General features: G+C 59.3%; 18 protein-coding genes and 2 pseudogenes. 9 read left to right on the forward strand and 11 right to left on the reverse strand.

What is annotated here, in order from left to right:
- Position 1 precedes the first annotated feature (1 nt).
- Positions 2 to 757, reverse strand: coding sequence for a class II aldolase/adducin family protein (locus ACODTO_RS18585; RefSeq protein WP_489106859.1), 756 nt, complete (start codon positions 755 to 757; stop codon positions 2 to 4).
- Complete coding sequence (locus tag ACODTO_RS18590; RefSeq protein ID WP_055136975.1) at positions 757 to 2,067, reverse strand: MFS transporter; 1,311 nt, start codon at positions 2,065 to 2,067, stop codon at positions 757 to 759. The genes ACODTO_RS18585 and ACODTO_RS18590 overlap by 1 nt, the downstream gene beginning before the upstream one ends.
- A 152-nt stretch (positions 2,068 to 2,219) precedes the next feature.
- Between ACODTO_RS18590 and ACODTO_RS18595 the strand changes: the two genes are divergently transcribed.
- Complete coding sequence (locus ACODTO_RS18595; RefSeq protein WP_024778534.1) at positions 2,220 to 3,197, forward strand: LysR family transcriptional regulator; 978 nt, start codon at positions 2,220 to 2,222, stop codon at positions 3,195 to 3,197.
- 29 nt (positions 3,198 to 3,226) lie between these two features.
- Here the strand turns inward: ACODTO_RS18595 and ACODTO_RS18600 are convergent, their stop codons facing one another.
- The gene (locus ACODTO_RS18600) at positions 3,227 to 3,727 is read right to left on the reverse strand and encodes an Lrp/AsnC family transcriptional regulator (protein ID WP_489106860.1); all 501 of its coding nucleotides are present in this window, start codon (positions 3,725 to 3,727) and stop codon (positions 3,227 to 3,229) included.
- A 119-nt stretch (positions 3,728 to 3,846) separates the two neighbouring features.
- On the opposite strand from ACODTO_RS18600, the gene ACODTO_RS18605 reads away from it, so the two are divergent.
- The 3 genes from ACODTO_RS18605 (at position 3,847) to ACODTO_RS18615 (ending at position 7,541) form a co-directional block, all read left to right on the forward strand.
- Positions 3,847 to 4,881 (forward strand): histone deacetylase family protein, encoded by a 1,035-nt coding sequence (locus ACODTO_RS18605; protein ID WP_489106861.1) that lies wholly within the window; start codon positions 3,847 to 3,849, stop codon positions 4,879 to 4,881.
- A gap of 49 nt (positions 4,882 to 4,930) precedes the next feature.
- Positions 4,931 to 5,983, forward strand: a complete 1,053-nt coding sequence (gene ocd, locus ACODTO_RS18610) for an ornithine cyclodeaminase (protein ID WP_139645714.1) — start codon at positions 4,931 to 4,933, stop codon at positions 5,981 to 5,983.
- Between the two features lie 142 nt (positions 5,984 to 6,125).
- Positions 6,126 to 7,541: an amino acid permease gene (locus tag ACODTO_RS18615; RefSeq protein ID WP_024778538.1), complete on the forward strand. Its 1,416-nt coding sequence runs from the start codon at positions 6,126 to 6,128 to the stop codon at positions 7,539 to 7,541.
- A 373-nt stretch (positions 7,542 to 7,914) separates the two neighbouring features.
- On the opposite strand, the gene ACODTO_RS18620 is transcribed toward ACODTO_RS18615, so the two are convergent.
- Positions 7,915 to 8,787, reverse strand: coding sequence for a LysR family transcriptional regulator (locus ACODTO_RS18620; protein WP_489106862.1), 873 nt, complete (start codon positions 8,785 to 8,787; stop codon positions 7,915 to 7,917).
- A 100-nt stretch (positions 8,788 to 8,887) separates the two neighbouring features.
- On the opposite strand from ACODTO_RS18620, the gene ACODTO_RS18625 reads away from it, so the two are divergent.
- Both ACODTO_RS18625 and dctA read left to right on the forward strand, forming a co-directional pair.
- Positions 8,888 to 10,057 carry a mandelate racemase/muconate lactonizing enzyme family protein gene (locus tag ACODTO_RS18625; protein ID WP_024778540.1) on the forward strand — a complete coding sequence of 390 codons (1,170 nt, stop codon included), beginning with the start codon at positions 8,888 to 8,890 and terminating at the stop codon, positions 10,055 to 10,057.
- 101 nt (positions 10,058 to 10,158) lie between these two features.
- Positions 10,159 to 11,466 (forward strand): C4-dicarboxylate transporter DctA, encoded by a 1,308-nt coding sequence (gene dctA / locus ACODTO_RS18630; protein ID WP_489106863.1) that lies wholly within the window; start codon positions 10,159 to 10,161, stop codon positions 11,464 to 11,466.
- Positions 11,467 to 11,596: 130 nt separating this feature from the next.
- Here the strand turns inward: dctA and ACODTO_RS18635 are convergent, their stop codons facing one another.
- Positions 11,597 to 12,184 (reverse strand): TetR/AcrR family transcriptional regulator, encoded by a 588-nt coding sequence (locus ACODTO_RS18635; protein WP_489106864.1) that lies wholly within the window; start codon positions 12,182 to 12,184, stop codon positions 11,597 to 11,599.
- Between the two features lie 104 nt (positions 12,185 to 12,288).
- On the opposite strand from ACODTO_RS18635, the gene ACODTO_RS18640 reads away from it, so the two are divergent.
- On the forward strand, positions 12,289 to 13,047 hold the full coding sequence (locus ACODTO_RS18640) for an SDR family oxidoreductase (RefSeq protein ID WP_175363392.1): 759 nt from the start codon (positions 12,289 to 12,291) through the stop codon (positions 13,045 to 13,047).
- A 144-nt stretch (positions 13,048 to 13,191) separates the two neighbouring features.
- On the opposite strand, the gene ACODTO_RS18645 is transcribed toward ACODTO_RS18640, so the two are convergent.
- Positions 13,192 to 14,061 carry an NmrA/HSCARG family protein gene (locus ACODTO_RS18645; protein ID WP_489106865.1) on the reverse strand — a complete coding sequence of 290 codons (870 nt, stop codon included), beginning with the start codon at positions 14,059 to 14,061 and terminating at the stop codon, positions 13,192 to 13,194.
- Between the two features lie 122 nt (positions 14,062 to 14,183).
- On the opposite strand from ACODTO_RS18645, the gene ACODTO_RS18650 reads away from it, so the two are divergent.
- A complete protein-coding gene (locus ACODTO_RS18650) occupies positions 14,184 to 15,059 on the forward strand; it encodes a LysR family transcriptional regulator (RefSeq protein WP_139645569.1) in 876 nt (291 codons plus the stop codon).
- A 12-nt stretch (positions 15,060 to 15,071) separates the two neighbouring features.
- Here the strand turns inward: ACODTO_RS18650 and ACODTO_RS18655 are convergent, their stop codons facing one another.
- The 4 genes and pseudogenes from ACODTO_RS18655 to ACODTO_RS18670 form a co-directional block, all read right to left on the reverse strand.
- Positions 15,072 to 15,959 (reverse strand): sensor histidine kinase, encoded by an 888-nt coding sequence (locus tag ACODTO_RS18655; protein ID WP_434007051.1) that lies wholly within the window; start codon positions 15,957 to 15,959, stop codon positions 15,072 to 15,074.
- Positions 15,960 to 16,307: pseudogene (locus ACODTO_RS18660) on the reverse strand (response regulator transcription factor); the annotation flags it as partial.
- Between the two features lie 201 nt (positions 16,308 to 16,508).
- Positions 16,509 to 18,821 (reverse strand): annotated as a pseudogene (locus ACODTO_RS18665) (sensor histidine kinase); the annotation flags it as partial.
- Positions 18,822 to 18,845: 24 nt separating this feature from the next.
- The gene (locus tag ACODTO_RS18670) at positions 18,846 to 19,949 is read right to left on the reverse strand and encodes an ABC transporter substrate-binding protein (protein ID WP_175384948.1); all 1,104 of its coding nucleotides are present in this window, start codon (positions 19,947 to 19,949) and stop codon (positions 18,846 to 18,848) included.
- Between the two features lie 274 nt (positions 19,950 to 20,223).
- On the opposite strand from ACODTO_RS18670, the gene ACODTO_RS18675 reads away from it, so the two are divergent.
- Complete coding sequence (locus ACODTO_RS18675) at positions 20,224 to 22,077, forward strand: ABC transporter ATP-binding protein (protein WP_489106866.1); 1,854 nt, start codon at positions 20,224 to 20,226, stop codon at positions 22,075 to 22,077.
- Positions 22,078 to 22,281: 204 nt separating this feature from the next.
- On the opposite strand, the gene ACODTO_RS18680 is transcribed toward ACODTO_RS18675, so the two are convergent.
- Entirely contained in the window at positions 22,282 to 23,847 is a 1,566-nt protein-coding gene (locus ACODTO_RS18680) for a carbohydrate porin (protein ID WP_175363398.1), read from the reverse strand.
- Between the last annotated feature and the right edge of the window lie 108 nt (positions 23,848 to 23,955).

A 23,955-nucleotide genomic window follows, 5' to 3' on the forward strand; every position in this document is an offset into this window, starting at 1 on the left:
GTCAACTGCACCAATCGGCGCGCTGCTCGTCGATCAGACTGAGCGCGGCCTGCCAGGCCAGATCAATGATCCCGTCGATCCCGTCACGACCGAACTGCGCAGCGGTGTGGAGGCATACGGCTTCGTCCGGGACGTTCAGCGCCACCCCGGCGGACATCGCCTGGATCTGCGCCTGGCAGGCGCGCTCCAGGAAGTAGATCTCGTGGAACGCCGCCGCCACGCTGCCACCGGCCGCGAGCAGGCCGTGGTTACGCAGGATCATCGCTTTGTGCGAGCCCAGATCGGCGATCAGCCGCTCGCGTTCCTCCAACGATAACGCGATGCCTTCGTACGTGTGATAAGCCAAGTTGCCGTAGAACTTCAAGGCGTGCTGGGTCAGCGGCAGCAGGCCGTCGCGCTGGGCCGCCACTGCCATACCGCTCGCGGTGTGGGTGTGGATGATGCAGTGCAGGTCCGGGCGCGCTTCATGGATGGCAGAGTGGATGACGAATCCGGCGGCGTTGACCTTGCCACCGTTGTAGCTGCTTTCGACCAAGTTGCCTTCCAGATCGATCAACACCAGATCGCTGGCACGCATTTTTTCGAACGCCACGCCGTAACGGTTGATCAGAAAATAACGCTCCGCCCCCGGTACACGCAGGGTGATGTGAGTGTCGATCAGGTCGGTCATACGGTAGTAAGCGATCACGCGATACAGCGCTGCCAACTCGCAGCGCGATTGCCATTCGATCTCTGACATCGCGAGGGGTTTGCTCATCATGCAACTCCTTGGCTGGTGGACAGGCTGACCGGGTTGGTGTTGACGCTGCGCAGATGCGCCAGCCCCAACACCCCAGTCAGCGACATCAGGGCCAATACGCTGAAGAACAGCGCCAAAGGCACCCATTGCCCCGTGAACTGAGCGGCGATGAAGGTGCCTATCATCGGTGTCAGGCCTCCGGTCAAGCCACTCCCGAGTTGATAGGCTATGGAAATACCCGAATACCGCACCCGCGCCGGGAACGCTTCAGCCATGTAGCCGGCAATCACTGCATACAGCGCCGCCAGCAGGATCACAGCCAGGGCAATGCCGGTCGTCATGTAGAAGAGGTTGCCGGTCTGTACCAACAAAAACATCGGATACGGCACCACGATACACAGCGACGCCACCCACCTGAGGAACCGTCCTTCACCCAGCCGCTCGGCCAGCAGTGCCGAACAGGGTTGCGAAAGGAACTGCAGGATGGTGACAACAAACAGGCAATCCAGGATCGTGGTTTTGGCGATGCCCTGATACTGGGTGACGTAGGTGATCATGAAGGTGTTGGTGAAGAAGAAACCGCCCGAACCGATGGTGACGGCCAGTGCAGCGAACAGAATGTTCTTCCAGCCAGTGCGCAGCACTTCCATTACCGGGCTGTCAGAGGTCTGGGCGCTCTCCTTGACCTCGGCGAACTCTGGCGATTCAGGCACACCGAAGCGAATCGCCAGACCGACTATCATCAGCACGCCGCTCATCAGAAATGGAATGCGCCAGCCCCAACTCATCAGGGCTTCCTGTTCCATTTCACTGATCAAGCGAAATGCAATCAGCGCCAGCAACAGGCCAGCAGGGCTGCCCCATTGGGCGAACGAAGCAAAAAACACTTTGCGTCCCTTGGGCGCATGCTCGCTGGCCATGAGTACCGCGCCGCCCCACTCGCCGCCGACTGAAATACCTTGCAGAAGCCGTAGCAACACCAGGCCGACGGGCGCCCAGATGCCTACCTGGGCGTAAGTGGGCAGCAAGCCTATACCGGTCGTCGCAACGCCCATCAGCACGATGGTCACCAGCAGCATTTTCTTGCGGCCCAGGCGGTCCCCCAGATGGCCGAATACCATCCCGGCGAACGGCCGGGCGATGAAGCCTACAGCGAAGCTGCCGAACGCAGCCATGGTGCTGAGCATCGGGTTTTCACTGGGAAAGAACAGTTGCCCTAACACCAATGCCGCAGCGAAGGCATAGATGTAGTAGTCATAGAATTCGATGGTGGTGCCGATAAATGCGGCGGCTGCGGCACGCCGTGGCGTGGAGGTTTTGCTGGTCATCTGAGGCTCCCGGGAATCATTGTTATAGGCAGGAGATAGGTCATGCTTGAGCATGAAAATCGCACTCTCACGGTGCATTGCTGGATGGTGCGCCAAGCCCTATGCTAGGAAAAGCTTCTAATCTAAATACTTGAGTATAAGCCTGAGCAATAATGACTCTCTCATCGTCTGGTCTTCAGCGGGACCCCGAAGCAAAGCGTTTTCTCAATGATCGCCTGGACTGGAACCTGTTGCGCACCTTCCTGGTTATCGGCCAGGAGGGCAGCATCAGCCGGGCCGCTGCCCGTCTGCACTTGAGTCAACCGGCAATCAGTCAGGCGCTCAAAAGACTGGAGGAGCAACTTGCCAGTGAGCTGGTAGTGCGTCGCGGGCCTCGCATTACGCTGTCCAAGGCCGGCGAGGAAGTCATGCAGATCGCTGCGGAGATTTACGGCACGATCTCCCGTTTAGGCCCGGCGCTGGATGCGCCTGCCGAGTTGGTCACGGGTAAAATCAGGCTGCTGACCATCAGCCGTATCCAGTCTCGCACCTACGATGAATTCCTGGCGCAATTCCACAATGAGTTTCCTCAAGTGGAACTGGAAGTTGATGTGCTGCGCAGCTCGGATGTGATCAGCGCGCTGCTTCAAAAGACCGCGTCTTTCGGTTTGAGCCTGTGCCGAACACCACAGCCCCGCCTCGAACAGCGGGTGATGCTGGAACAGCGATATGCGTTTTTCTGTGGGAAGCGCCATCGGCTGTTTGGTCGCAAGAACCTGACCTTGTCAGACCTGCAAGGCGAAAATTTCGTGAGTTTCACCAGTGACCAAATCGGCGGCAATTTATCGCCGCTCACAGTGTTCAGGGATCAGCAAGGTTTCACCGGGCGCATTGTTGCGTCCTCGCCCAGCCTGGATGAAATCTTGCGTTTGGTCGCTGCCGGATATGGCATTGGCTGCCTGCCCGAACACATTGTCGCCGCTGATGTGCAAGCCGATGAAATCTGGCGCCTGCCGCCCTGGGAGGGCGTCAGCGATGTGAACGTCTATTTGCTCTGGAATCGCGAACAAAAGATGACCCGCGCCGAGTCGGTCTTTCTGGAGCGCTTCCAGCAGATGCTTATGACGACGGACGTGGCGGGAAGGTTTTAGCGCCTTGTTCAGCCCAGAACGTCCGATATTCAATCCTTCCTCAATTTGGGTATGGCCATACGGCTACCCGCTTTGATTTCGCGCAAAGCCAGACTCGACTGAATAGACGCGATACCGACCTGGCGCCTCAGCACTTGCTCGATAAAGTCGCTATAGCTATCAAGATCCTCGGCCAACACTTGAAGTACGTAGTCGGCATCTCCGGTGATCTTGTGGCAGGCCAATACCTCTGGCAATTGCGCAATCACTGCCTCGAAGGCGTCCGGAGCGTGATCGGCATGGGTGGAAAAGCGAATGTGCACGAATGCCATGATATCCAGCCCAAGCATTCGCCGATCAAGGTTGGCTTGATAGCCCTTGATGACGCCCGCCTCCTCCATTCGCTTGCGCCGCCGCCAGCACGGAGTAAGGCTCAACGACAGCCGTTCACTGAGTTCGGCATTGGAAATGTTCGCGTCCTCCTGCAACAACTCAAGAATAGCCAGATCGGTTTCATCGAGACTGATGCGCTTGGATATTTTTTTCTGCATGACGCCACTCCTGAGTAAAAACGCCCGAATAATCCACCGAACCACGAAAACAAAGCAAAGAAAGTGCAGCCCGGCCGGAACAGAATATTTGCACTGGCTTACATTAACGGATGCGCAGAATGTTTACAGTTTTCAGTGATTCCCACCGGTTGCACCACGGCACCGAATTGAAAGACGGTGTGCTCAAACCGTCTTTCGAACAGCCGAGTCGGGCCGACACGGTGCACAACCGCGTCAAACAGGTCGGCCTTGGTCAGATCATCGAACCGCGCGCTTTTGACCGCTCGTGTTACGTCAACGCACACAGCGAGCGCTACGTCAGTTTTCTGGAAATTGCCTGGAGCGAATGGTGCGCTACCGGTCGCACTCACGACGCCTTGCCGCTGGTATGGCCAGTGCGCGATCTGGCCGGCGAAGAGGTGCCAACGTTCATCGACGGCAAGCTCGGCTTCTATGCCATGGATGCCGGCTCACCCATTACCGCGACGACCTGGCAAGCCGTGAAAACCAGCGCCGATATCGCCCTTACCGGCCTGGCCCTGCTCGATGAAGGCCACGACAGTACCTTCGCCCTTTGCCGCCCGCCTGGCCATCACGCCGCGCGCGAATACATGGGCGGTTATTGCTACCTCAACAACGCCGCCATTGCCGCGCAACAGGCCATTACCCAAGGCGCCAAACGTGTCGCGGTGCTGGACGTCGACTTCCATCACGGCAACGGCACGCAGAACATTTTTTATCAGCGCAGCGACGTCATGTTTGTGTCGCTGCACGGCGAACCGACGGTGTCCTACCCGTATTTCTCGGGTTACAGCCACGAAGTCGGCTCGGGTGTCGGCGAGGGTTACAACCTCAACTATCCCCTGCCGAAAAACACCACCTGGGAGAGCTACCGCAACGCCCTGCTCCACGCCTGCAAAAAACTCCAGCAGTTCTCGCCGCAAGTGCTGGTGATTTCCTTGGGAGTCGACACGTTCAAGGACGATCCCATCAGTCACTTCCTGCTTGAAAGTGATGACTTCATTGGCATCGGAGAACTGATCGCGAGCGTCGGCTGCCCGACGCTGTTCGTGATGGAGGGCGGCTACATGGTCGATGAAATCGGCATCAATGCCGTCAACGTACTGCACGGTTTCGAGAGCAAACGCAGCTGAGCCACCCGCGCTCTACAGCCTTTCAATGTCTGGATCGGAGAATAAGAACATGACACTTTTCATAGATGTCGATGATGCTGCACGCCTGTTCACCCAAGTCGGTATCCGCCGCGCCATCCGCGAAATGGCGGGCTACATCGAAGCCGACTACGCACGCTGGGCGCAGTTTGATAAATCACCGCGCACGGCCAACCACTCAACAGACGGCGTGATCGAGTTGATGCCGACCGACGATGGCCAGCAGTACTCGTTCAAATACGTCAACGGCCACCCCAACAACGGCCAGCGAAACTTACTGACGGTCATGGCCTTTGGGCTTCTGGCGGATGTGCAGAGTGGCTATCCCACCCTGCTTAGCGAACTCACCTTGACCACCGCCGTGCGCACCGCAGCCACCTCCGCGTTGGTCGCGCAATCACTGGCTCGCCCCGGTGCGACCTCGATGGCCCTGATCGGCAACGGTGCCCAAAGTGAATTTCAGGCGCTGGCCTTTCATGAAATGTTGGGCATCAACGAAATCCGTATTTTCGATATCGATCAAGAAGCGTCCCTCAAACTGAAGCACAACCTCGCGGCGTACCCGGACATCGAAGTGATTCTGGCCAGCTCGGTGAAGGACGCGGTCAAGGGCGCGGACATCGTCACCACAGTCACCGCCGACAAAGCCTACGCAACCATTCTGACGCCCGAGATGATCGAGCCCGGCATGCACATCAATGCGGTCGGTGGTGACTGCCCGGGTAAAACCGAACTGCACGCCGACATCCTGCGCAACGCCCGGGTCATCGTCGAGTTCGAGCCGCAAACCCGCATTGAAGGCGACATTCAGCAACTGGAAGCCGATTCCCCGGTAATCGAATTTTTCCGGATTGTGCAAGGCGAAGTGGCCGGACGCGAAAACGATGTGCAGGTGACGGTGTTTGATTCGGTGGGCTTTGCCTTGGAAGACTTTTCGTCATTGCGCTATCTCAACGACCTGGCTCAGGCACAGCACATCGGCCAGCGCGTCCATCTGGTCCCGACGCCGGCCAACATCAAAAATCTCTTCCAACTCCTCGATCCGCCGCTGGCCAAAGCCTCGCGTCTACGCACCGTCAGTTGATCGGTAATGGCCGCCCTCGCCACTTGGCGAGGGGGCATTCAACCTCCAGGCATCGTCTTGATTAGCCGTTGCCTCTCTAACAAGAACGCTCGACACCTACTTTCTGCCAAAACTCAAAAACATAAAATCAAGAGGTTTTGTAATGAAATCGAACCCTTCCGGGCTGCTTGAACAGCCCGCGCTGCAGCGCACGCTCAGCAATCGTCACATCCAGTTAATGGCCATGGGCGGTGCCATCGGGACCGGCCTGTTCATGGGCTCCGGAAAGATCATCGCCCTCTCCGGGACGTCGATCATCCTCATCTACATGATCATCGGTCTGTTCGTGTTTTTCGTCATGCGTGCCATGGGCGAAATGCTCCTGTCCAACCTCAACTTCAAAACCTTTGCCGACTTCGCCGGCGCCTACCTCGGCCCGCGCGCGGCGTTCTTTCTCGGCTGGTCGTACTGGCTGAGCTGGAGCGTAGCGGTGATCGGCGACGCCGTCGTGGTCGGCGGATTCTTCCAGTACTGGTTCCCTGATGTGCCGGCGTGGATACCCGCCGTCGGCATGCTGGCGACACTGTTCGCATTGAATGTGCTCACGGTCAGGCTGTTCGGTGAGGTGGAGTTCTGGTTTGCGATCATCAAGATCATTGCTGTCGTGACCCTGATCGGCGTCAGCACCGTGCTGATTGCCAGCTCCTTCGTCTCCCCCAGTGGCGTCACCGCATCTCTGAGTCACCTGGTGGACAAACAGGCGGCTTTCCCTAACGGCTTGCTTGGCTTCTTCGCCGGATTTCAAATGGCGATCTTCTCCTTCGCCGGCACCGAGTTGATCGGCACCGCCGCCGCTGAAACCCGCTCGCCGGAGAAGACTCTGCCCAAAGCCATCAACTCGATTCCGCTGCGGATCATCCTGTTCTACGTCCTCGCGCTGAGCTGCATTATTGCCGTGACATCGTGGCAACAGGTTTCCCCCGTCAAAAGCCCTTTTGTCGAACTGTTCCTCGTCGCCGGGTTCCCCGCCGCGGCCGGTATCGTCAACTTCGTGGTCCTGACCTCGGCGGCCTCATCGGCCAACAGTGGCGTATTTTCATCGAGCCGCATGCTGTTCGGGTTGGCGAATCAAGACAACGCTCCGGGTATTTTTCGGCGTCTATCGGGCAACAGCGTGCCTCTGCTGAGCCTGGCCTTCACTACACTATTGATGCTGCTGGGTGTGCTCGTGCTGTTCATCGTTCCGGAAGTCATGACGGCATTCACCATCGTTTCCACCGTGTCTGCGATTCTGGTGATCTTCACTTGGTCGACCATTCTCGCGTCTTACATTGCCTACCGCAAAAAGCGTCCTGAGCTTCATGCCAAATCTGCGTACAAGATGCCAGGCGGCGTCCCAATGGCATGGTTCTCAATGGCTTTTCTGGGCTTCGTTCTCTGCCTGCTGGCATTAAGACCTGACACCCGCGTTGCCCTGTTGGTCATGCCGGGGTGGTTCATATGGCTGGCAATTGCTTATCAGCTAACACGTAGGAGCAAGCCTGAAAGCGCAGTTGAATCGGCAAGTCAATTCGGTTGAGCCGCTCTAACGGGGCCTCTGCGCTGGAGGGCTGTAACAAAGAGACAGCCCTCTATTTTGAATCGCTGAGCAGAAGCTGTAGTGGCCCCGGCGACCAATTGAAGAGGGAGGTTCTGGGTCCAACCATCCTATCGAGACCAGCATACCGAGGCGCACTGAATACCAGCCACTGCCACACTGGAGTCCGTCGGAGATCGCCATTCGCGATCACTCGCACACCCGATGTGAATGGGGGCAAAACTGGGGGCATATCAACATTTTTCTCAAGCTCAAAACCCCGTTCCAGAGCCCTGTCAAAATGTTCTTCGGGGATCCGGATAGTCTCTGAACCCATACCAGCAGCGCAACGCTTCATCTGGAAGGCTGCGGATCCCTACCCGCCTTTCCCCCAGAACTCTTCGGCAGCCTGGCTGAGCACTGCTTTTGGGCGGGTCAGATGAATTTCCAGGGGGATATCCCAACTTTCGTCGAGCGCTCTGACCAAGCGCCCATCCAGGACTTCCTGCTCGGTGAGGCTCTTGGGCAACCACGCCACACCTTTGCTTTCCAGGGCCATGGACATGAGTACCGCTGCAAGATGACTGCTGAAAAGTGGCTTGAGGTGAAGGTAGTCTTCCTTGCCACGCAGTCTGTGGGCGACGATGCGCCCCAGTCCGGACTCATGGGTGTAAGCGAGGTATGGCAACGTCGCAGGCGAGGTACCGAAGTGAGTGGAAGCACTCGCGAGAGGCACGAGAACGTCCTCACCGACCTTCTTGCTGATGAACTGGTCAGGCGCCAGTAAAGGCGGAACGTCCGGATGGCGATGGCAGAGCAGAAACTGAACCTGACCATGTATCAGCATCTGCTCACAGGCAGCCATGCTGTCTGAGTGCAGCTTCACGGCCTCAATTGGGGCGCCATTTTCTGAGCTTCGAAGCCACTTGGGGAAAAAGGTAAATGACAGCGAATGAGTGGCCGCGAATTGCAGCGACCTGGCAGCCATGCCAGCGACCTCTTGCGCCTCGTTGCGCATTCGATACAGCTGCCTGGCCGCTTCCTGAGCCCTGGGCAAAATCTGCCGGCCTGCCTCGGTCAAGGTGGCGCCTTGTGGCGTGCGCACGAACAACTCCACCCCCATCCAATTCTCCAGTGAACGGACTCTGCGACTAAAGGCCGGCTGAGTCACATGGCGCGCTTCAGCCGCGCGGACAAAGCTGCCGTACTCCGCCAGTGCTGAAAGATCTTCGAGCCAGACGAGTTCCAAGGGGCCATGCCTCCTGTGCATAGGGTGCGGCATTAATAGCATTGGGCGGGTGATGTCGCAAAGCATAACGTGGCCTTACACACAACAAGAGGGACCCGTCATGCGTATCGTCGACATTCGTGAACAAACAGTTTCCATTGCCTCTCCGATTGCCAATGCCTACATCGACTTCTCCAAAATGACCTGCTCGGTCGTCGCTGTCATCACAGATGTGATTCGCGACGGCAAGCCCGTCATTGGCTACGGCTTCAACTCCAACGGCCGCTATGGTCAAGGCGCACTGATGCGTGATCGCTTCCTGGCACGTGTCACCGAGGCGGATCCCGATACGCTCGTCGACCATGAAAACAACAACCTGGACCCGTTTGCCATCTGGAAAACCCTGATGACCAACGAAAAACCAGGGGGACACGGTGAGCGCTCGGTCGCCGTCGGCACCCTCGACATGGCGGTATGGGACGCCGTCGCCAAGATTGAAGGCAAACCGCTGTATCGCCTGCTGGCCGACCGTTACCGTGGCGGCGTGGCAGATGACAAAGTCTGGGTCTACGCAGCGGGCGGCTACTACTACCCTGGCAAGGATCAAACCAAACTCAAGGCAGAAATGCAGAGCTATCTGGACCGTGGCTACGACGTCGTCAAGATGAAGATTGGCGCGGTGCCGCTGGACGAAGATATTCGTCGTATCGAAGCAGTACTTGAAGTGGTCGGCGATGGTCGTCGCCTGGCGGTCGATGCCAACGGTCGTTTCGATCTTCAGACCGGTATTGCGTACGCTGAAGCCATCAAGAAGTACAACCTCTTCTGGTACGAAGAGGTTGGCGATCCGCTGGACTATGCGCTCCAGGCCGAGCTTGCCAATCACTATGAACTGCCAATGGCGACCGGGGAGAACCTGTTCTCCCACCAGGATGCCCGCAATCTTCTGCGCCATGGCGGCATGCGCCCTGATCGCGACTACCTGCAGTTCGATTGCGCGCTGTCCTACGGGCTTGTGGAGTACATGCGCACCCTGAAGGTGATGGAGGAAATGGGCTGGTCTTCGCGCCGCGTGGTTCCTCACGGCGGTCATCAGATGTCCCTGAACATCGCCGCCGGCCTGCACCTGGGCGGCAACGAATCGTACCCTGATGTATTTCAGCCTTTCGGCGGCTTCGCTGACGGCATCCGTGTCGAGAATGGCTACGTAGGCCTGCCGGACATTCCAGGGGTTGGCTTCGAAGCCAAGTCTGCCCTGTATGCCGTCATGCGCAAGTTGGGCGAAGGCTGATCCCCCTGATCTGCGGCCTTGTTGAACGAGGCCGCGACACTCTGGCGTACCCACCGACGCCACGCCACATGCCCATCACAACAATAAAATGAGGTGCTTCCGTGGAAACTTCCAAGTCCCGCTGGTACGGCCAGCTGTATGTGCAAGTGCTGATCGGCATCGTAATCGGTGCAGCAATCGGCTACTTCGTGCCTGATATCGGTGCCAAGCTCCAGCCCTTTGCCGATGGCTTCATCAAACTGATCAAGATGCTCTTGGCGCCGATTATTTTCGGTACGGTCGTCGTAGGCATCGCGAAGATGGGCAGTATCAAAGAGGTCGGGCGTATTGGCGTAAAAGCGCTGATCTATTTCGAGATTCTTTCAACCATCGCTCTAGTCATCGGCCTGATCGTGGTCAACATCGTCAAGCCTGGTGTAGGGATGAACATCAATGCCAACGCGCTTGATGCCAGTGCCATCAACAAGTACAGCCAGGCCGCCAGTGAGCAAGGCGGCATCATCGAGTTTTTTCTCAATATCATCCCCCAGACCTTCATGGGCGCATTCTCCAATGGCGTCATGCTTCAGGTCATCCTGCTTTCAGTATTGATGGGTGTAGCCCTGGTTCAAATGGGCGAAACCAGCAAGCCGCTGATCAACACCATCGATCTGTTCCTGCAGGGCCTGTTCAAGGTCGTCGCAATGGTCATGCGCCTGGCCCCGATCGGTGCCGGTGCCGGCATGGCGTTCACCATCGGCAAATATGGAATCGGTACCCTGCTTTCACTGGGCCAGTTGTTGCTGGCGCTCTACATCACCACCCTGATTTTCATCGTGGTCGTCCTGGGTGCAGTGGCCCGATGGTCGGGGATGCCTCTGATGCAGTTCCTGCGCTATTTCAAGGATGAAATTCTCATCACGCTTGGCACCTGCTCAACCGAAGCCGTGTTGCCACGAATGATGGTGAAGCTGGAAAAGCTTGGCTGCAAAAAATCGGTGGTGGGCATGGTGTTGCCTACCGGCTACACCTTCAATGCCGACGGCACCTGCATCTATCTCACCATGGCCGCCATCTTCATCGCCCAGGCAACCAACACGCCATTGACCTTCATGGATCAGATGATTCTGCTGGATGTATTCCTACTGACCTCGAAAGGCTCGGCTGGCGTGGCGGGTGCGGGGTTTGTGACGCTGGCCGCAACGCTCACGACCATCCACTCCATTCCCCTGGTGGGCCTGGTATTGCTCCTGGGCATCGACCGGTTCCTCAACGAAGCGCGGGCCGTGACCAACCTGATTGGCAATGGCATCGGCACCATCGCCATTGCCAAGTGGGACAACTCATTCGATGTCGAAGCCTGCGAGCGTGAAATCGCCGCGATGAAGCACGAAAAGGCCGGGAGGAAGGCATTGCTGGCGGAAAAATAGTCCGCGAAACGCCCCGGTCATTCCGCTTCAAAATGGCGATGACCGGTGGTGCTTCCCAAGTCTCGTGCAGTCGCGAAATCGGGGACATGAGTGCTCAACAACGTCGCTGGCATTATGGCCGCCCTATAGGCTACGGTTTTTTCTCCAGGTTCTCGGGGCTGCCCGCGCACAGACCATCCATCACCAGGTTCATCAATCTGGCGAGACGTGGGCGCCATTCGCTTTGGGAATCCATTTGCCAAATTCCGGCAATGGCTAGAAAAAAATCGTCGTTAGTAATCCCGCTACGAATCGTGCCGGCCTTTTCATTTGCCCTCAAAAGCGTCTCGGCAGCCTCTTGGACTGGAGCGTATCCCGACTTCCCTGGGAACTCGTAAATAGACGAAGCTTGTTGTATCGCAGTAGCGAGCCCTGCTTTTGTCATTGCATATTCAGCCAGGCAGTCCATCCACTCCCGGAGCGCCTCCTTGGGAGGCTTTGTCGCCAGGAGCTGCTCCGCCAACGATGCCACCTGTTGCATCTCGAATTGATAAACCTCGAATACCAGCTTCTCTCTGGTAGCGAAGTGTCTGTAGAACGTGCCCTGTCCCACCCCGGCCTTCTTTGCAATGGTGCTCAACGGAACCGCAGGATCGCGAGTCAGCTCCAGCACCGCGACCTCCAATATCCGTTCACGGTTTCTCTTGGCATCAGAACGCATTACCAACTCGTCAGTCATGAGCAGATATTTCCTTCACTTTATTTCATTGCTAAGTGGACAGGTGTCCGGTAACTTCCTTGAAGTGGACACTTGTCCGCTTAATGGCGTTTCTGGAGTTTACTATGAACAGCACAGGCAACACGATTCTGGTTACCGGCAGTACCTCAGGCATCGGCCTCGGTCTGGCGCTCAGGCTTCACAAGGCGGGCAATAAAGTCATTATCGCGGGGCGTCGCAAGGCTCTGCTCGACAAGATCGTATCGGAACATCCCGGCATTGAATCAGTATTGCTGGACGTCTCCGATCCACAATCCATCCAGCGCAACAGTGAAGCGCTCGCGATCAGCCATCCGAACCTGAACGTCCTTATCAACAACGCTGGGATCATGCACTGGGAGGATCTGACTGATCGCGAAAGCCTGACCACTGCCGAAGATATCGTGACAACGAACCTGCTTGGCACGATTCGCATGGTGTATGCATTGACTCCCCAGCTGATCAAGCAACCCAGTGCCACGATAGTGAATGTCAGCTCAGCATTGGCCTTTGTACCGCTACCCGCCACGCCGACCTACAGCGCGACCAAAGCGGCAGTACATTCGTTCACCCAAAGCCTTCGAGTTCAGCTGGAAGACTCGTCGGTCGAGGTGATCGAGCTTGCGCCACCGGGGGTACGTACCACTTTGCTGGGGCAGGAAAACGACGAGCACGCGATGCCCTTGGACGCGTTTTTGGATGAGATCTTCGAACTGCTTGAGATATCTCCGACCCCACGGGAACTTATTGTCGAGCGCGCCAAGCCATTACGGTTTGCTGAAGCGAGCGGTTCACATGATGAGGTGTTGAAAATGCTTGCAGGGTACAAACCACCGGCGGAATGACGTTCGCCGCAGGCAGCAACTGATGCCATCGCCGTAGGCAGATGGCATCTGTTTACCTGGACACTCGGCGACTTCTGGTCAGACTGCCTCCTCGCAGTACTCATCGACTCAGCCACGCAAGCCACTCCTCTTTTTTGTAACGACCTATGCCCCGGCAACCGCCTCGCGCACGAAGGCTTCATAAGTACGCAGCGGATGTCCAATGAGGGCTTGCAGCCGCTCCACGGTGCCTTCAGCCGCCTGCATGCCAAACGTCTGGATACCCTCCATCATCAGGCGCATGTCATACGCCAACCAGCTGGGGCCGTACGCAGCCAGTTGCCCTTCAAAGGCCGCTACATCATCACCGCCGTAGGCGATGTCTCGTCCCAGGGCCGAACTCCAGATCTTCGCCACGGAGGCACCGGTGAGTGCTTGGGGCCCGACCAACTCCAACGTCACCCGCTCCAGGGCAGAAGGTGCTCTGTCGCGTCGCAGCAGCTCTGCAACGGCCACATCGGCGATGTCACGCGCATCGATCATCGAAACGCCCGCCGAGCCGATCGGCATCGGGTATACCGAGTAGTTCTGAATCGTCTGCAGGACCATGCCTTCGTTTTGCATGAAGTAAGCCGGACGCAGGATGGTCGCGGGGATGTCGAGGCTTTCGATCATGCGTTCAACCGTATGCTTGCCGGTGAAGTGCGGAACCTGGGTGAACGTGTCGGCATGAATCACCGACAGATAGACGATGCGCTCGATGCCCGCCTCCCGAGCGAGGTTCAGCGTGATGAGGGCTTGCGTCACCTCATCGGGCGTCACGGCGTTGAGCAGAAACAGAGTACGCACCGACGCCAGCGCGGCGCGCATCGAAGCGACGTCGGAGAGGTCGGCGACGACTTCGGTGACACCCGCGGGGAAGTCGCGCTTGCCCGGTTGGCGCACCAGGGCCCTGACTTCGGCGCCCGCGCTGGCAAGGCCTTGGGTAACGAGTGAACCAACAGTGCCGGTGGCACCAACGACGAGAATGCTCATTTTGAATCTCCTGCAGTGGGGTATCCAGGGGTGAGTGAGAAACCATGGAGAGACAATATTCCGTTGCATCGAAGAAACGAAGACCTCAAAATCCAGACACCTCGTTTCATAAACGGAACACCATGAACCTGAAAGCACTGACCGATTTCATCCTTGTCGCTACCAATGGGGGGCTGGGAAAGGCAAGCCGTGCGAGCGGTATTTCCAAGGCCACCTTGTCGCGACGCATCAGCGATCTTGAAGAACAACTGGGTGTGAGGCTGATCGAGCGCAGTGCCCGTGGTCTGAAGCTGACCGAAGCCGGCGAGAGTCTGATGTCGCGAACGGAGGGCCTGCTGAATGAAGTCTCCGAAGCCATGACGGCGGCACGCGAAGGCGTTTCGACACCCCGAGGGCACTTGCGGGTGGCCGCCCCGGTCCTGTTCTCCCAGCTTGCGATGGGGCGCATCGGCGCCGAGTTCTGCGCGGCCTACCCAGAAATCGAGATTGAAGTCACGGCGGAAGACCGCGCAGTGGACCTTGTGGAAGAACAGTTCGACGTCGCCATCCGGATCAACCCGAGCCCGGACAGCAATCTGGTCGGACGGTGTTTCGCCAAGGACCGGCTGGTGGTCGTGGCTGCACCTGAAATCCCCAAGCCGGCGCCCGGCGCAATCAGATCCGTGCCCGGCATCGTCACGACGACTTTTCAGCCCACCCAGTGGAATCTCGACGGAGGACAACTGATTCTGGAACCGATCCCGAAACTGCGCTTTTCGTCGTTCCTGATGGTCCGCGATGCAGCCATCGCCGGTGGCGGTGCGGCACTCATCCCACAGTCCATAGCATGGGGCCCGCTAGCGCGTGGCGAGCTGGTTCAATGGGGCACCGTATCGGGTGTGGAGCCAGCGCTGTGGATCTTGCATACCTCCCGGCGCCTGGCTGCGCCCAAGGTGCGCGCCTTTGTCGACTTCATGTGCGATAGATACCCGGACATGGCGCTGGTTCTGAATGGATAGACCCTTTTCGCCCTACTCGTTCGCCCGCTTTGGCTCGGATACTTCACTGGCGTTAGTGCCCTCAAGCGGGATATCGAGGATGAAGGTTGCACCCTGTCCGGCGCCGTCGCTGTGCACAGTCAAGCTGCCGCCCATTTCCTGCGCCGCCAGCGCGCAGCTGTGCAGGCCGAATCCGTGACCGTCTTTGCGAGTGGTGAACCCATGGGTAAAGATACGCTTCAGGTGCTCTGGCCCAATCCCATTGCCGTTGTCGGTCACCGTAATCCGCAGGACCGGCCCATCAGCGAGGAAGGCGCCAAACGTGATGCAAGGACTGCGATCGCTCACGCCTTCCAACGCTTGCCTGGCATTGCGAATCAGGTTCACCAGAATCAGCAGCACCCGGTGCCGGTCCAGTAACAGCAGGGGCAAGTCGCTGACGTCCTTGACCACCGTCACCTCCTGGCGAGCCCGTGAACCGGTACTCATGCGCAAGGCATCTTCAATCAGTTCTGGAACCGGCACCGCCTCGACGACACTGATGGCAACGGCATGGGACTGCTGGGCCGCGACAACGGTTTTGATGTGGTCAATACCCTTGGTGAGTTGCCCGAGCTCTTCGATGATGCCCTGTTGCTCCGCCGTCACCACCTCCGCCAGCTTGAGCAGGTAGCCGGGTAGCATCTTCCCTTTTTGGTCTCCGGTGAGAAAATCGCTCAGGTCATTGACGTGCTCGTTGATCAGCTGGGCCACCTTGCCCAGTCCCTGGGCTTTGGAGGCGCGCATCTGGCGGCTGACCGTCTCTGCCGACACGTTCACGCTGTTGAGGACGTTGCCGACGTTGTGCAACACAGCAGTGGCGATTTCGGCCATGCCCGCCTGACGGGACTTTGCCTGCAATTCGGCTTGCACGTGGCTCATGCGCAGCGCCGCACGAACGCGAGCCTTGAGTTCCAGCGGCGAGAAGGGTTTGGCGATATAGTCATCAGCGCCACTCTCCAGGCCGGAGACACACGCCTCGCTGCCGCCGCGGGCGGTCAGCAGGATGACGGGCAAATGGGCGAAACCGGCACTGGCCTTGATTCTGGCTGTCAGGCCAAAGCCATCGAGCTCCGGCATCATCACATCCGAGAGGATGACATCGATTGGCCGTTGCTGCAGGAGTGCCCACGCCTGCTCTCCATTAGTTGCGGTTGCGACCATGTAGTCGTCGTGCAAAAGCTCGCTGAGGTAACTCAGCATTTCCGGGCTGTCGTCTACCACCAGCACCCTGGATTGCGAGGCGTGTTCCGGGGGCTGCTCGTCGTTTGCGCCTTGTGCCGTGGCTAAGTCGTCGTGACTGCCGTGGCGGCCATCGTCGAAACGCAGGTGACGCTGTTCGGTGGTGATTGCTGCGCCTGGTGACGATCGCTCGCGCCCATCGCTGGCTTCAGTCAGTACGGCGTTTTGCTCAGCCCCCAGTGGCAGCCGGACAAAGAAGCACGATCCCCGTCCGAGCTCACTGTTGACGCCGACTTCACCCCCCATCAGTTCGGCCAGGTCCTTGACCAGAGCAAGGCCGATGCCTGTGCCGCTGTATTGGCGCGTGGCGGAATTGTCGATCTGGGAGAAACGCTGGAACAGCAACGGCAGTTTGTCCGGCGCAATACCAATACCCGAGTCGTGCACGGCGAGTTTAAATCGCTCGCCTTCAAGCGCAGTTGCTGCCAGGTGCACAGTGCCGCCAGAGGGTGTGAACTTGATGGCATTGCTCACCAGGTTGAGCAGGATTTTTTCGAAGTGCCGGGGGTCCACGAACACCGTACCGAGCGCAGGGTCGATGCTGCAAGTCAAGGTGCAACCTTTGCTCTTGGCGACCATGGCGGCATCCTCGGCAATCACACCCACCGCCTTGTTCAAATCAACGGGCGCCGGACATGACTCGAACTTGCCCGCTTCAGCCTTGGAGAAATCGAGGATGTCGTTCACCCGGTTCATCAGGCGCAACGCGTTGCGTTGGGCGCGGTCGATTTGCACGCGCCAATCCGCCGGCGGGCTGGTCGCCGCCGAAAGCTGCTCCAGCGGGGCGAGAATGAGGGTCAGGGGGGTGCGCAGTTCGTGGCTGACCGTGGCAACGAAATCGCTCTTTGCCTGATTCGCCGCCTCGGCCTGGTTGCGCGCCTGAATGAGTTCGACGGCCTGCGCCTCGAGCATCTCGGTCTGCTGGTGCAGCGCGTCGGTCCGTTCAGCGACCATTCTTTCCAAAGAGGCCTGGACTTGCTGTCGTTCGGCCTCTGCCTCGGCCTCCAGCACCCGGATGCGCAGGGCATTCTCCTGGAACACCCGTACGGCGCGGGTCATGATCCCGATCTCGTCGCCGCGTCCGGCGCTGGCGATCTCGGCGTTCAGGTCGCCGGCCGCAAGCCGGCGCATGACGGTGGCCAGGGCCACGATGGGCTGCGCGACAAACCGAGACGTGCTCCAGGCGATGGCGACGGCCAGCAAGATGGCGACGGCACCCGCCACCACTGTCGCCAGCATGCCGCGATCCTTGTGCACCAGGGCGTCGGAGCGCGCTTCGCCAGCGAAGCGCGCAACCAACAGGCCGGCGCTCCGTGCCTCGTTGCGCACCTGGTCGCGCGCGTCGCTCAAGGCGACGCTCGCCTGATGGAACCTGGCGAATGCCGCCCGGTAGCCGACAATCTGATCACTGACTGTCAGGGGCTTGGCCGCGGCTTGCAGCCCTACAGACGAAGGGAGCACACGAGCAAGACGCGAAAGCTCGTCCAGGATGTCGTCGACAGCGCCGGCGACCTCGGCCGACGGCGCCAGGCGAAACGACAATGTCTGCGCCTCCAGGGTGGCCACACGCTCGGCGAAGCGCTTGGACAATGCGGCGGCATTGTGCAGCAAACCGGTTGCCGCCTGAATGTCGTTTGCGTCATGACCAAGGTGCTCGTCCATTCCACTCAAGATGTCGTCGAGGCCCTCGATCAGATCGCCGGCGGTGGAGAGATGCCGCAAAGCCTCGGCTCCCCGAAGCTTGGGTGCCTCGTCAAGGTGCTCGACCGCCAGGCTGGCGGCCGCGACCGCCTTCGCCAACTGGTCCAGCGTCTCTCCCTCCTGCAGCGCCCCCATCACCTCGCGCAATTGCTCGATCACCGGCGGCAGTGCCGCACAGGCATTGCGCGCTGCGGTAACGGCCGTGCTATCACCGGACACCAGCCTCTTGGCCACACTGGCGATGATGATCCCTTCACTGTTGCGCAGGATATCCAGGATACGGTGGGCGCTTTCGATGTTGCTCACCCGCGCCCCGTGGTCATCGGCGCGGGCATCAAGCGCCTTCAATCCATCGGCGACGCCCTGCTCGATGAGAGTCGTGGCCTCTCGCATCCGGCCATAGTGGGCGGTCATGTTCTCCGTTTCGCCATCCATGGTCAGGGTCGCCGCCCGTAAGGCCGTAATCGCAGTGGCGAGCCGCTCCAGGCTGCCCTTGAGCGATTGCGCTTCTGCCACCGGAATGGCGGTGAGCCCGGCAATCGCCGTCGCCACCATCCCTTCGGCCTGGAGCAGGCTTTCCTGGTCCCGGGTGGCGATGAAGTTTTCCACCCGTCCGGTGGCGCCGTTGACCGAGGCCAGAATTTCCGCGGAATGGCTGGCGGAGTCCACCGCACGTACCATGCCTCGCAGGCCGTAGAAGTTCACGACCGACACCGCCAGCATCAGGAACACCAATGCGGCGACCGCCAGGCCAATCCTGACGGCAATGGGTCTGTCCCTGGCGGGTTTGAATATCGGCATGACGTCTCGCCTCCTCGCGGGCCGCTACGGCTTCGTAACGTCCGGCTGAGGCGTCGGTGACGCTGTACTGTTGCTAGCCGCGTCGATCATTGCCGCAACGGACGCCTGGCTATAGGAAGGATTCGCGGCACCGCCTACTGGCATGGTGGCGAGCCAGGTGTCCAGATCTTTCGCCTCGATGCGTACCAGCGGCACCTCGACGAACTTCGGCACCTGCTTGCCGGCCAGAATTTGCTGGGCTACCCAGAAACCCACCTGAGAAACACTCGGAGAGGCAGAGACCGAGATGGTTTCGTAGCCGTTGGCGTCGCGCTCCTGCTTCCACAAGGCGAGTTCGTCCTGGCGGTTGCCCATGACGATGATCGGTAACGAGCGCCCTGCTGCCTTGAACGCCATGGCAGCACCATAGCCGTCGCCACCCTGGGTCGCGACGGCATCGATGCTGGGCAGCGACGGCAGCGCCAGCGCCACCTCCTTGCGTGCGACGGAAGCCGTCCAGTTCCCGTACACCGTCTTGGCAAACTTCAGGCCTGGATAGTTGCTGGCGGCCTTGTGAATACCGTCACTGATATTCTGATCGGTGGCATCACCGGCAATGCCGCGAATCTCCAGCAGCGTTCCGTTCCCCTTGAGGCGCCCGGCGATATAGTCCATTTCCACGCGCCCCATGGCGGACCAGTTGTAGTCCACGGTATAGACGCAGCGCTCGGTAACCAGGCTGGCCATGACGACCACCACGATGCCGGCATTGCAAGCATCCCGGATCACGCCGTTGAGGGCCGTGTCGGACGCAGCCAGGATGACGATAGCGTTGACGCCCTTGACGATCATGTCCTGGATATGGGCCGCTTGCTCCGACGCGGAGTTATTGGCGCTGACCACCGGAGCCTCCCGGATCAAGCCATCCTTTTGCGCCTGGCCGGCCATCTCTTGCCAGTTGCGCACCATCACCTTGCGAAAATCACTGCCTGCGTAGGAGTTGCTGAACGCAATGCTATGGCTTGCGGTAGGGCCCCGGGCGATGCCGTCGTCGGCCGCTTGGGCTGAATGAGCGGCAACCAGCACCAGTCCGGTCAGGCAGGCGGCGAGGCGCCAATCATGGAATCGGGCATTAAAAACTGTATGCATAGGGACTCCTTTCCTCGACGGCCAACACTTGAAACCCGTAGATTTTCCTGCAGCAGTGGTGAGCATAGTCTCGATTCAGATTGCTTCCTGCTGAAAGCCTACCGCCACTCGCTGACGCTTCAGGAGCGTCACTCCCTCGCAGCCAGGTTCATGCGCCCCGTGCTCTGTTACTTGCAACAAACACGTCAATCGCACCGAACCCCTGCCCTGCAAAACCCTCCAAGCACACGTAAACTGGGAATATCTTCTCGACTCGGCCCTTTCGGAGACCACAATGCTTCGTGTGTTTGAACGAAGACTCGACCCCTTCCCGCCCGACGAGGCACCACCGCCACCGGTTGGCCTGACGCGGTTCCTGTGGGCCTGCACCCGGGGCGCCCGCGGCTATATCCTGGCGTTTGCGCTACTCAGTGCCAGTGTGTCGATCTACGAGGCCTGGTTGTTTTCTTTTCTTGGGCAGGTCGTGGACCTGCTCTCCACCTGGCAGACCGGCGGAGAAGCACAAGGGCAGGAAAGCCGGGTGCTGTGGGGGATCGGCATCGTCCTGATCACCAGCATCGGGCTGGTGGCGCTGCGGACCATGGTCCAACACCAGGTTCTGGCGATCAATTTGCCGTTGCGGCTGCGCTGGGATTTCCATCGCCTGATGCTGCGGCAAAGCCTTTCGTTCTTTTCCGATGAGTTCTCCGGCCGGGTCACGACCAAGGTCATGCAAACGGCCTTGGCGGTGCGCGAAGTCTTGTTCACCGTGATCGAAATCGCACCCGGCATCGGCGTCTACTTCATCGCGATCATCGCGCTGGCCGGTGGCTTCGCCTTGAAACTGATGCTGCCTTTTATTGCCTGGATCGTGCTGTTCGGGCTGGCCATGCTGTATTTCGTGCCGCGCCTGGGGCAAGTCGGCCAGGAACAGGCCCATGCGCGATCGTCGATGACCGGGCGCATTTCGGACGCCTACACCAACATCACCACCGTAAAGCTGTTCTCGCACTCCAAGCGAGAAGCGCACTTCGCGCGCGCGGCGATGGAGGATTTCAAGCAAACCGGCTTTCGCCAGATGCGCCTGGTCAGCCAATTCGAGATCGTCAATCAAGCGCTGGTGGTGGCGCTGATCCTTGGCGCAGGCGGCTATGCCTTGTGGCTCTGGCACCAGGGCGAGGTCGGCACGGGTGCGGTGGCCGCAATCACGGCCATGGCGTTGCGTATCAATGGCATGTCCCATTGGATCATGTGGCAGATGACTTCGCTGTTCGAAAGCATTGGCACCGTGCAGGATGGCATGGACACCTTGACCCGTGGCCCCAAGGTACAGGATGCGCCGGACGCGGGCGTGCTGGTGCCCTCCGGCGGCGCGGTAACGTTCGACAATGTCAGCTTCAACTACAACGGTGAACGCCAGGTGCTCGATGGGCTTAGCCTGACGATCCGCCCAGGTGAAAAAATCGGCCTGGTGGGACGTTCCGGTGCCGGCAAATCCACGCTGATCAACCTGCTGCTGCGTTTCTACGACGTGGACAGCGGCGAGATTCGCATCGACGGGCAAAACATCGCCCACGTCACCCAGGACAGCCTGCGCAGCGCCATCGGCATGGTCACCCAGGACACCTCCCTGCTCCACCGCTCCATTCGCGACAACATCGCCTATGGCCGCCCGGAAGCGACCGAAGCACAGATCCGCAGCGCCGCGGCCAATGCCCAGGCCGACGGATTCATCAGCCAACTGAGCGACCGGCAAGGCCACACCGGCTATGACACCTTGGTGGGTGAGCGCGGCATCAAGCTATCCGGCGGCCAGCGTCAACGCATTGCCATCGCCCGGGTGATGCTCAAGAACGCGCCGATCCTGTTGCTTGACGAGGCCACCAGCGCCCTGGACTCGGAAGTCGAAGTCGCCATCCAGGAAAGCCTCGATGAAATGATGCAGGGCAAGACGGTCATCGCCATTGCCCACCGGCTGTCCACGATCGCGGCGATGGATCGGCTGATTGTCATGGATGACGGACGCATCATCGAACAAGGCACCCACGCCGAACTGCTGGCGAAAAACGGCACCTATGCGCGGTTGTGGCAACATCAGAGCGGTGGCTTCCTGGGTGAAGATCAGGGGGTCGCCGAGGCGATGGTATAGGAATGGCTCCGCCCTCCCAGGCAGGACGCCATTCCCTGTGGCGAGGGAGCTTGCTCCCGCTGGGCCGCGTAGCGCCCCCATACCCATGGCTCGATCAGCCTGACACACCGAACCGCTGGATTTGGGCCTGCTGCGCAGGCCAGCGGGAGCAAGCTCCCTCGCCACAAGAGCGGTACTCCACGCCATAGCCCAACCCGTCAAATCCTAGAACCACGTTTCCATCTGAATCCCGTACTGCCAGACACCACCTGCGTTGAAATCCGTCTTGCCGAACGAATCCGAAGCGCTGTAACGATCCAGATCCGAAGACCAGTTCATGACGCTCGCGAACACCCGCAATTCCGGACGCGTGAGCAGGTCACCCAAGTCCGGCTTGAACGTTGGAGCAACAGTGAATTTCCAAAAGTTGCCGTCCACCGCATTACGCTGCTTGTAGCCCTTGGGATCGAGGTCCATGGTCTGCCAGCTCATCTCGTAGGCCATCTCGAAATTGCTGTTGATCTCGTTGGCCAGTCGCACGTTCAGGGTCATCCAGCGGTAGTCGTCTCCCTTGACGTAGCGGTCCTTGCTCTGCTCGGCCAGCAAGCTAGGGCCAATGCGCCAGCCGGGCGCAATCGGGGTTTCACCGTAAAGCGCCAGGCGCAGGGCCCGGGCTTCGTCGATCAGCTCACCGTCCGCACCGATGTTCTTGACCTCCGCGCCCAGGCCTTGCCCATAGAGCAGCGCCGTCTTGAAGAAGCCTTCGCGGCCAAAAAAAGTGCGCTGATGATTCGCGATCATGCTGTGCAGGCCGGAATCCGCCGGGGCAAGGCCCGCTTCATTGGTGCGGGTGCTGAAGTCGTTTTTCTTCGAGCCGATGCCATTGAACATCCATTGCCACTCTCCGTTGGCGAAAAACTGGTTGGAGGTCAGGACATAGCTCTCCACGTCCGCATTGACCCCTCCCTCACTGAAGTCCCCGTAATTGCGCCCGATCAGCGAGTAGTTCGAGCGCCAGTCCTTGTTCATCTGCACGTCGTAGATGCCACCGCCGGTACCGGCCAGGTAAACGACGTCCGAATCCAGCCAATGGATATCGAAGTTGTCCCGGTCGAATCGCTTGCCTGCCCACAGGGTGGCCTTCTCGAACATCGGGTTGCCCTTGAACGCGGCGAGATGGTCGAGTTCGGTAAACACCTGGCGCACGTTCAGGTTGCTTTCTTCGGCGGTCCAGTCATTGGAACTTTCCACGCCATCGGCAATGGAAACGGTGAATTTGGAACGGGTGCCATTCTGCGCATACAGCTCTTTCGAAAGGTCGATGCGCATGTAGGTGTCGTCCTCGTTGCCCAGTCGTCCGACCGCGCCACCCACGGAACCGGCCGGCGTCGTATAGGGACCGCCGCGCCCTCCCCCCAGCCCATCGTTGATCAGCAATCCCGAGCGGGCGTAGCCCTTGAAGCTGAACCCGTCGGAGAGGTGCCCGCCGCTGCCCGCCTTTTCCAGGTTTTGCTGATTGGCTTCAAGTTTTGCCAACCGCGCGTCCAAGGTGGGCGCCACGGGAGTGCTAGCAACGGAGGCTGTCGGTTGCAAGCCAGGATGAGTGAGCTTGAGTTGCTGCAGTTCCCTGGCGAGAGCCTGGGCCTGCTGTTCGGCTGCGGCGGCACGCTTTTCCGCTGCGCTGGTGCGGGCTTCGAAGGCAGCCATGCGCTCTTCCAGCGTCGCGGCCTGGACAGTCGCCGCCGAGGTTCCGAGCACGCCTGCAATGAGCCAGCTTGATGCTTTCTGCATGTGGATTTCCCTGTTTTGTTTTTATTGTTCTGTCTTGCGAGCGACCTTTTTTCCATGGAGGACCAATTGTCACGTTCCACGAAAAAAAGGATGCCTCATCGCAAATAC

This window comes from Pseudomonas sp. FG13 (assembly GCF_057809755.1).

Bases quoted from the DNA above. Each gene is read 5' to 3' on its own strand.
- ACODTO_RS18585 (WP_489106859.1), bottom strand. From the start codon at position 757: ATGAGCAAACCCCTCGCGATGTCAGAGATCGAATGGCAATCGCGCTGC.
- ACODTO_RS18590 (WP_055136975.1), bottom strand. From the start codon at position 2,067: ATGACCAGCAAAACCTCCACGCCACGGCGTGCCGCAGCCGCCGCATTT.
- ACODTO_RS18595 (WP_024778534.1), top strand. From the start codon at position 2,220: ATGACTCTCTCATCGTCTGGTCTTCAGCGGGACCCCGAAGCAAAGCGT.
- ACODTO_RS18600 (WP_489106860.1), bottom strand. From the start codon at position 3,727: ATGCAGAAAAAAATATCCAAGCGCATCAGTCTCGATGAAACCGATCTG.
- ACODTO_RS18605 (WP_489106861.1), top strand. From the start codon at position 3,847: ATGTTTACAGTTTTCAGTGATTCCCACCGGTTGCACCACGGCACCGAA.
- ocd (WP_139645714.1), top strand. From the start codon at position 4,931: ATGACACTTTTCATAGATGTCGATGATGCTGCACGCCTGTTCACCCAA.
- ACODTO_RS18615 (WP_024778538.1), top strand. From the start codon at position 6,126: ATGAAATCGAACCCTTCCGGGCTGCTTGAACAGCCCGCGCTGCAGCGC.
- ACODTO_RS18625 (WP_024778540.1), top strand. From the start codon at position 8,888: ATGCGTATCGTCGACATTCGTGAACAAACAGTTTCCATTGCCTCTCCG.
- ACODTO_RS18635 (WP_489106864.1), bottom strand. From the start codon at position 12,184: ATGACTGACGAGTTGGTAATGCGTTCTGATGCCAAGAGAAACCGTGAA.
- ACODTO_RS18640 (WP_175363392.1), top strand. From the start codon at position 12,289: ATGAACAGCACAGGCAACACGATTCTGGTTACCGGCAGTACCTCAGGC.
- ACODTO_RS18645 (WP_489106865.1), bottom strand. From the start codon at position 14,061: ATGAGCATTCTCGTCGTTGGTGCCACCGGCACTGTTGGTTCACTCGTT.
- ACODTO_RS18650 (WP_139645569.1), top strand. From the start codon at position 14,184: ATGAACCTGAAAGCACTGACCGATTTCATCCTTGTCGCTACCAATGGG.
- ACODTO_RS18655 (WP_434007051.1), bottom strand. From the start codon at position 15,959: ATGAGCCACGTGCAAGCCGAATTGCAGGCAAAGTCCCGTCAGGCGGGC.
- ACODTO_RS18670 (WP_175384948.1), bottom strand. From the start codon at position 19,949: ATGCATACAGTTTTTAATGCCCGATTCCATGATTGGCGCCTCGCCGCC.
- ACODTO_RS18675 (WP_489106866.1), top strand. From the start codon at position 20,224: ATGCTTCGTGTGTTTGAACGAAGACTCGACCCCTTCCCGCCCGACGAG.
- ACODTO_RS18680 (WP_175363398.1), bottom strand. From the start codon at position 23,847: ATGCAGAAAGCATCAAGCTGGCTCATTGCAGGCGTGCTCGGAACCTCG.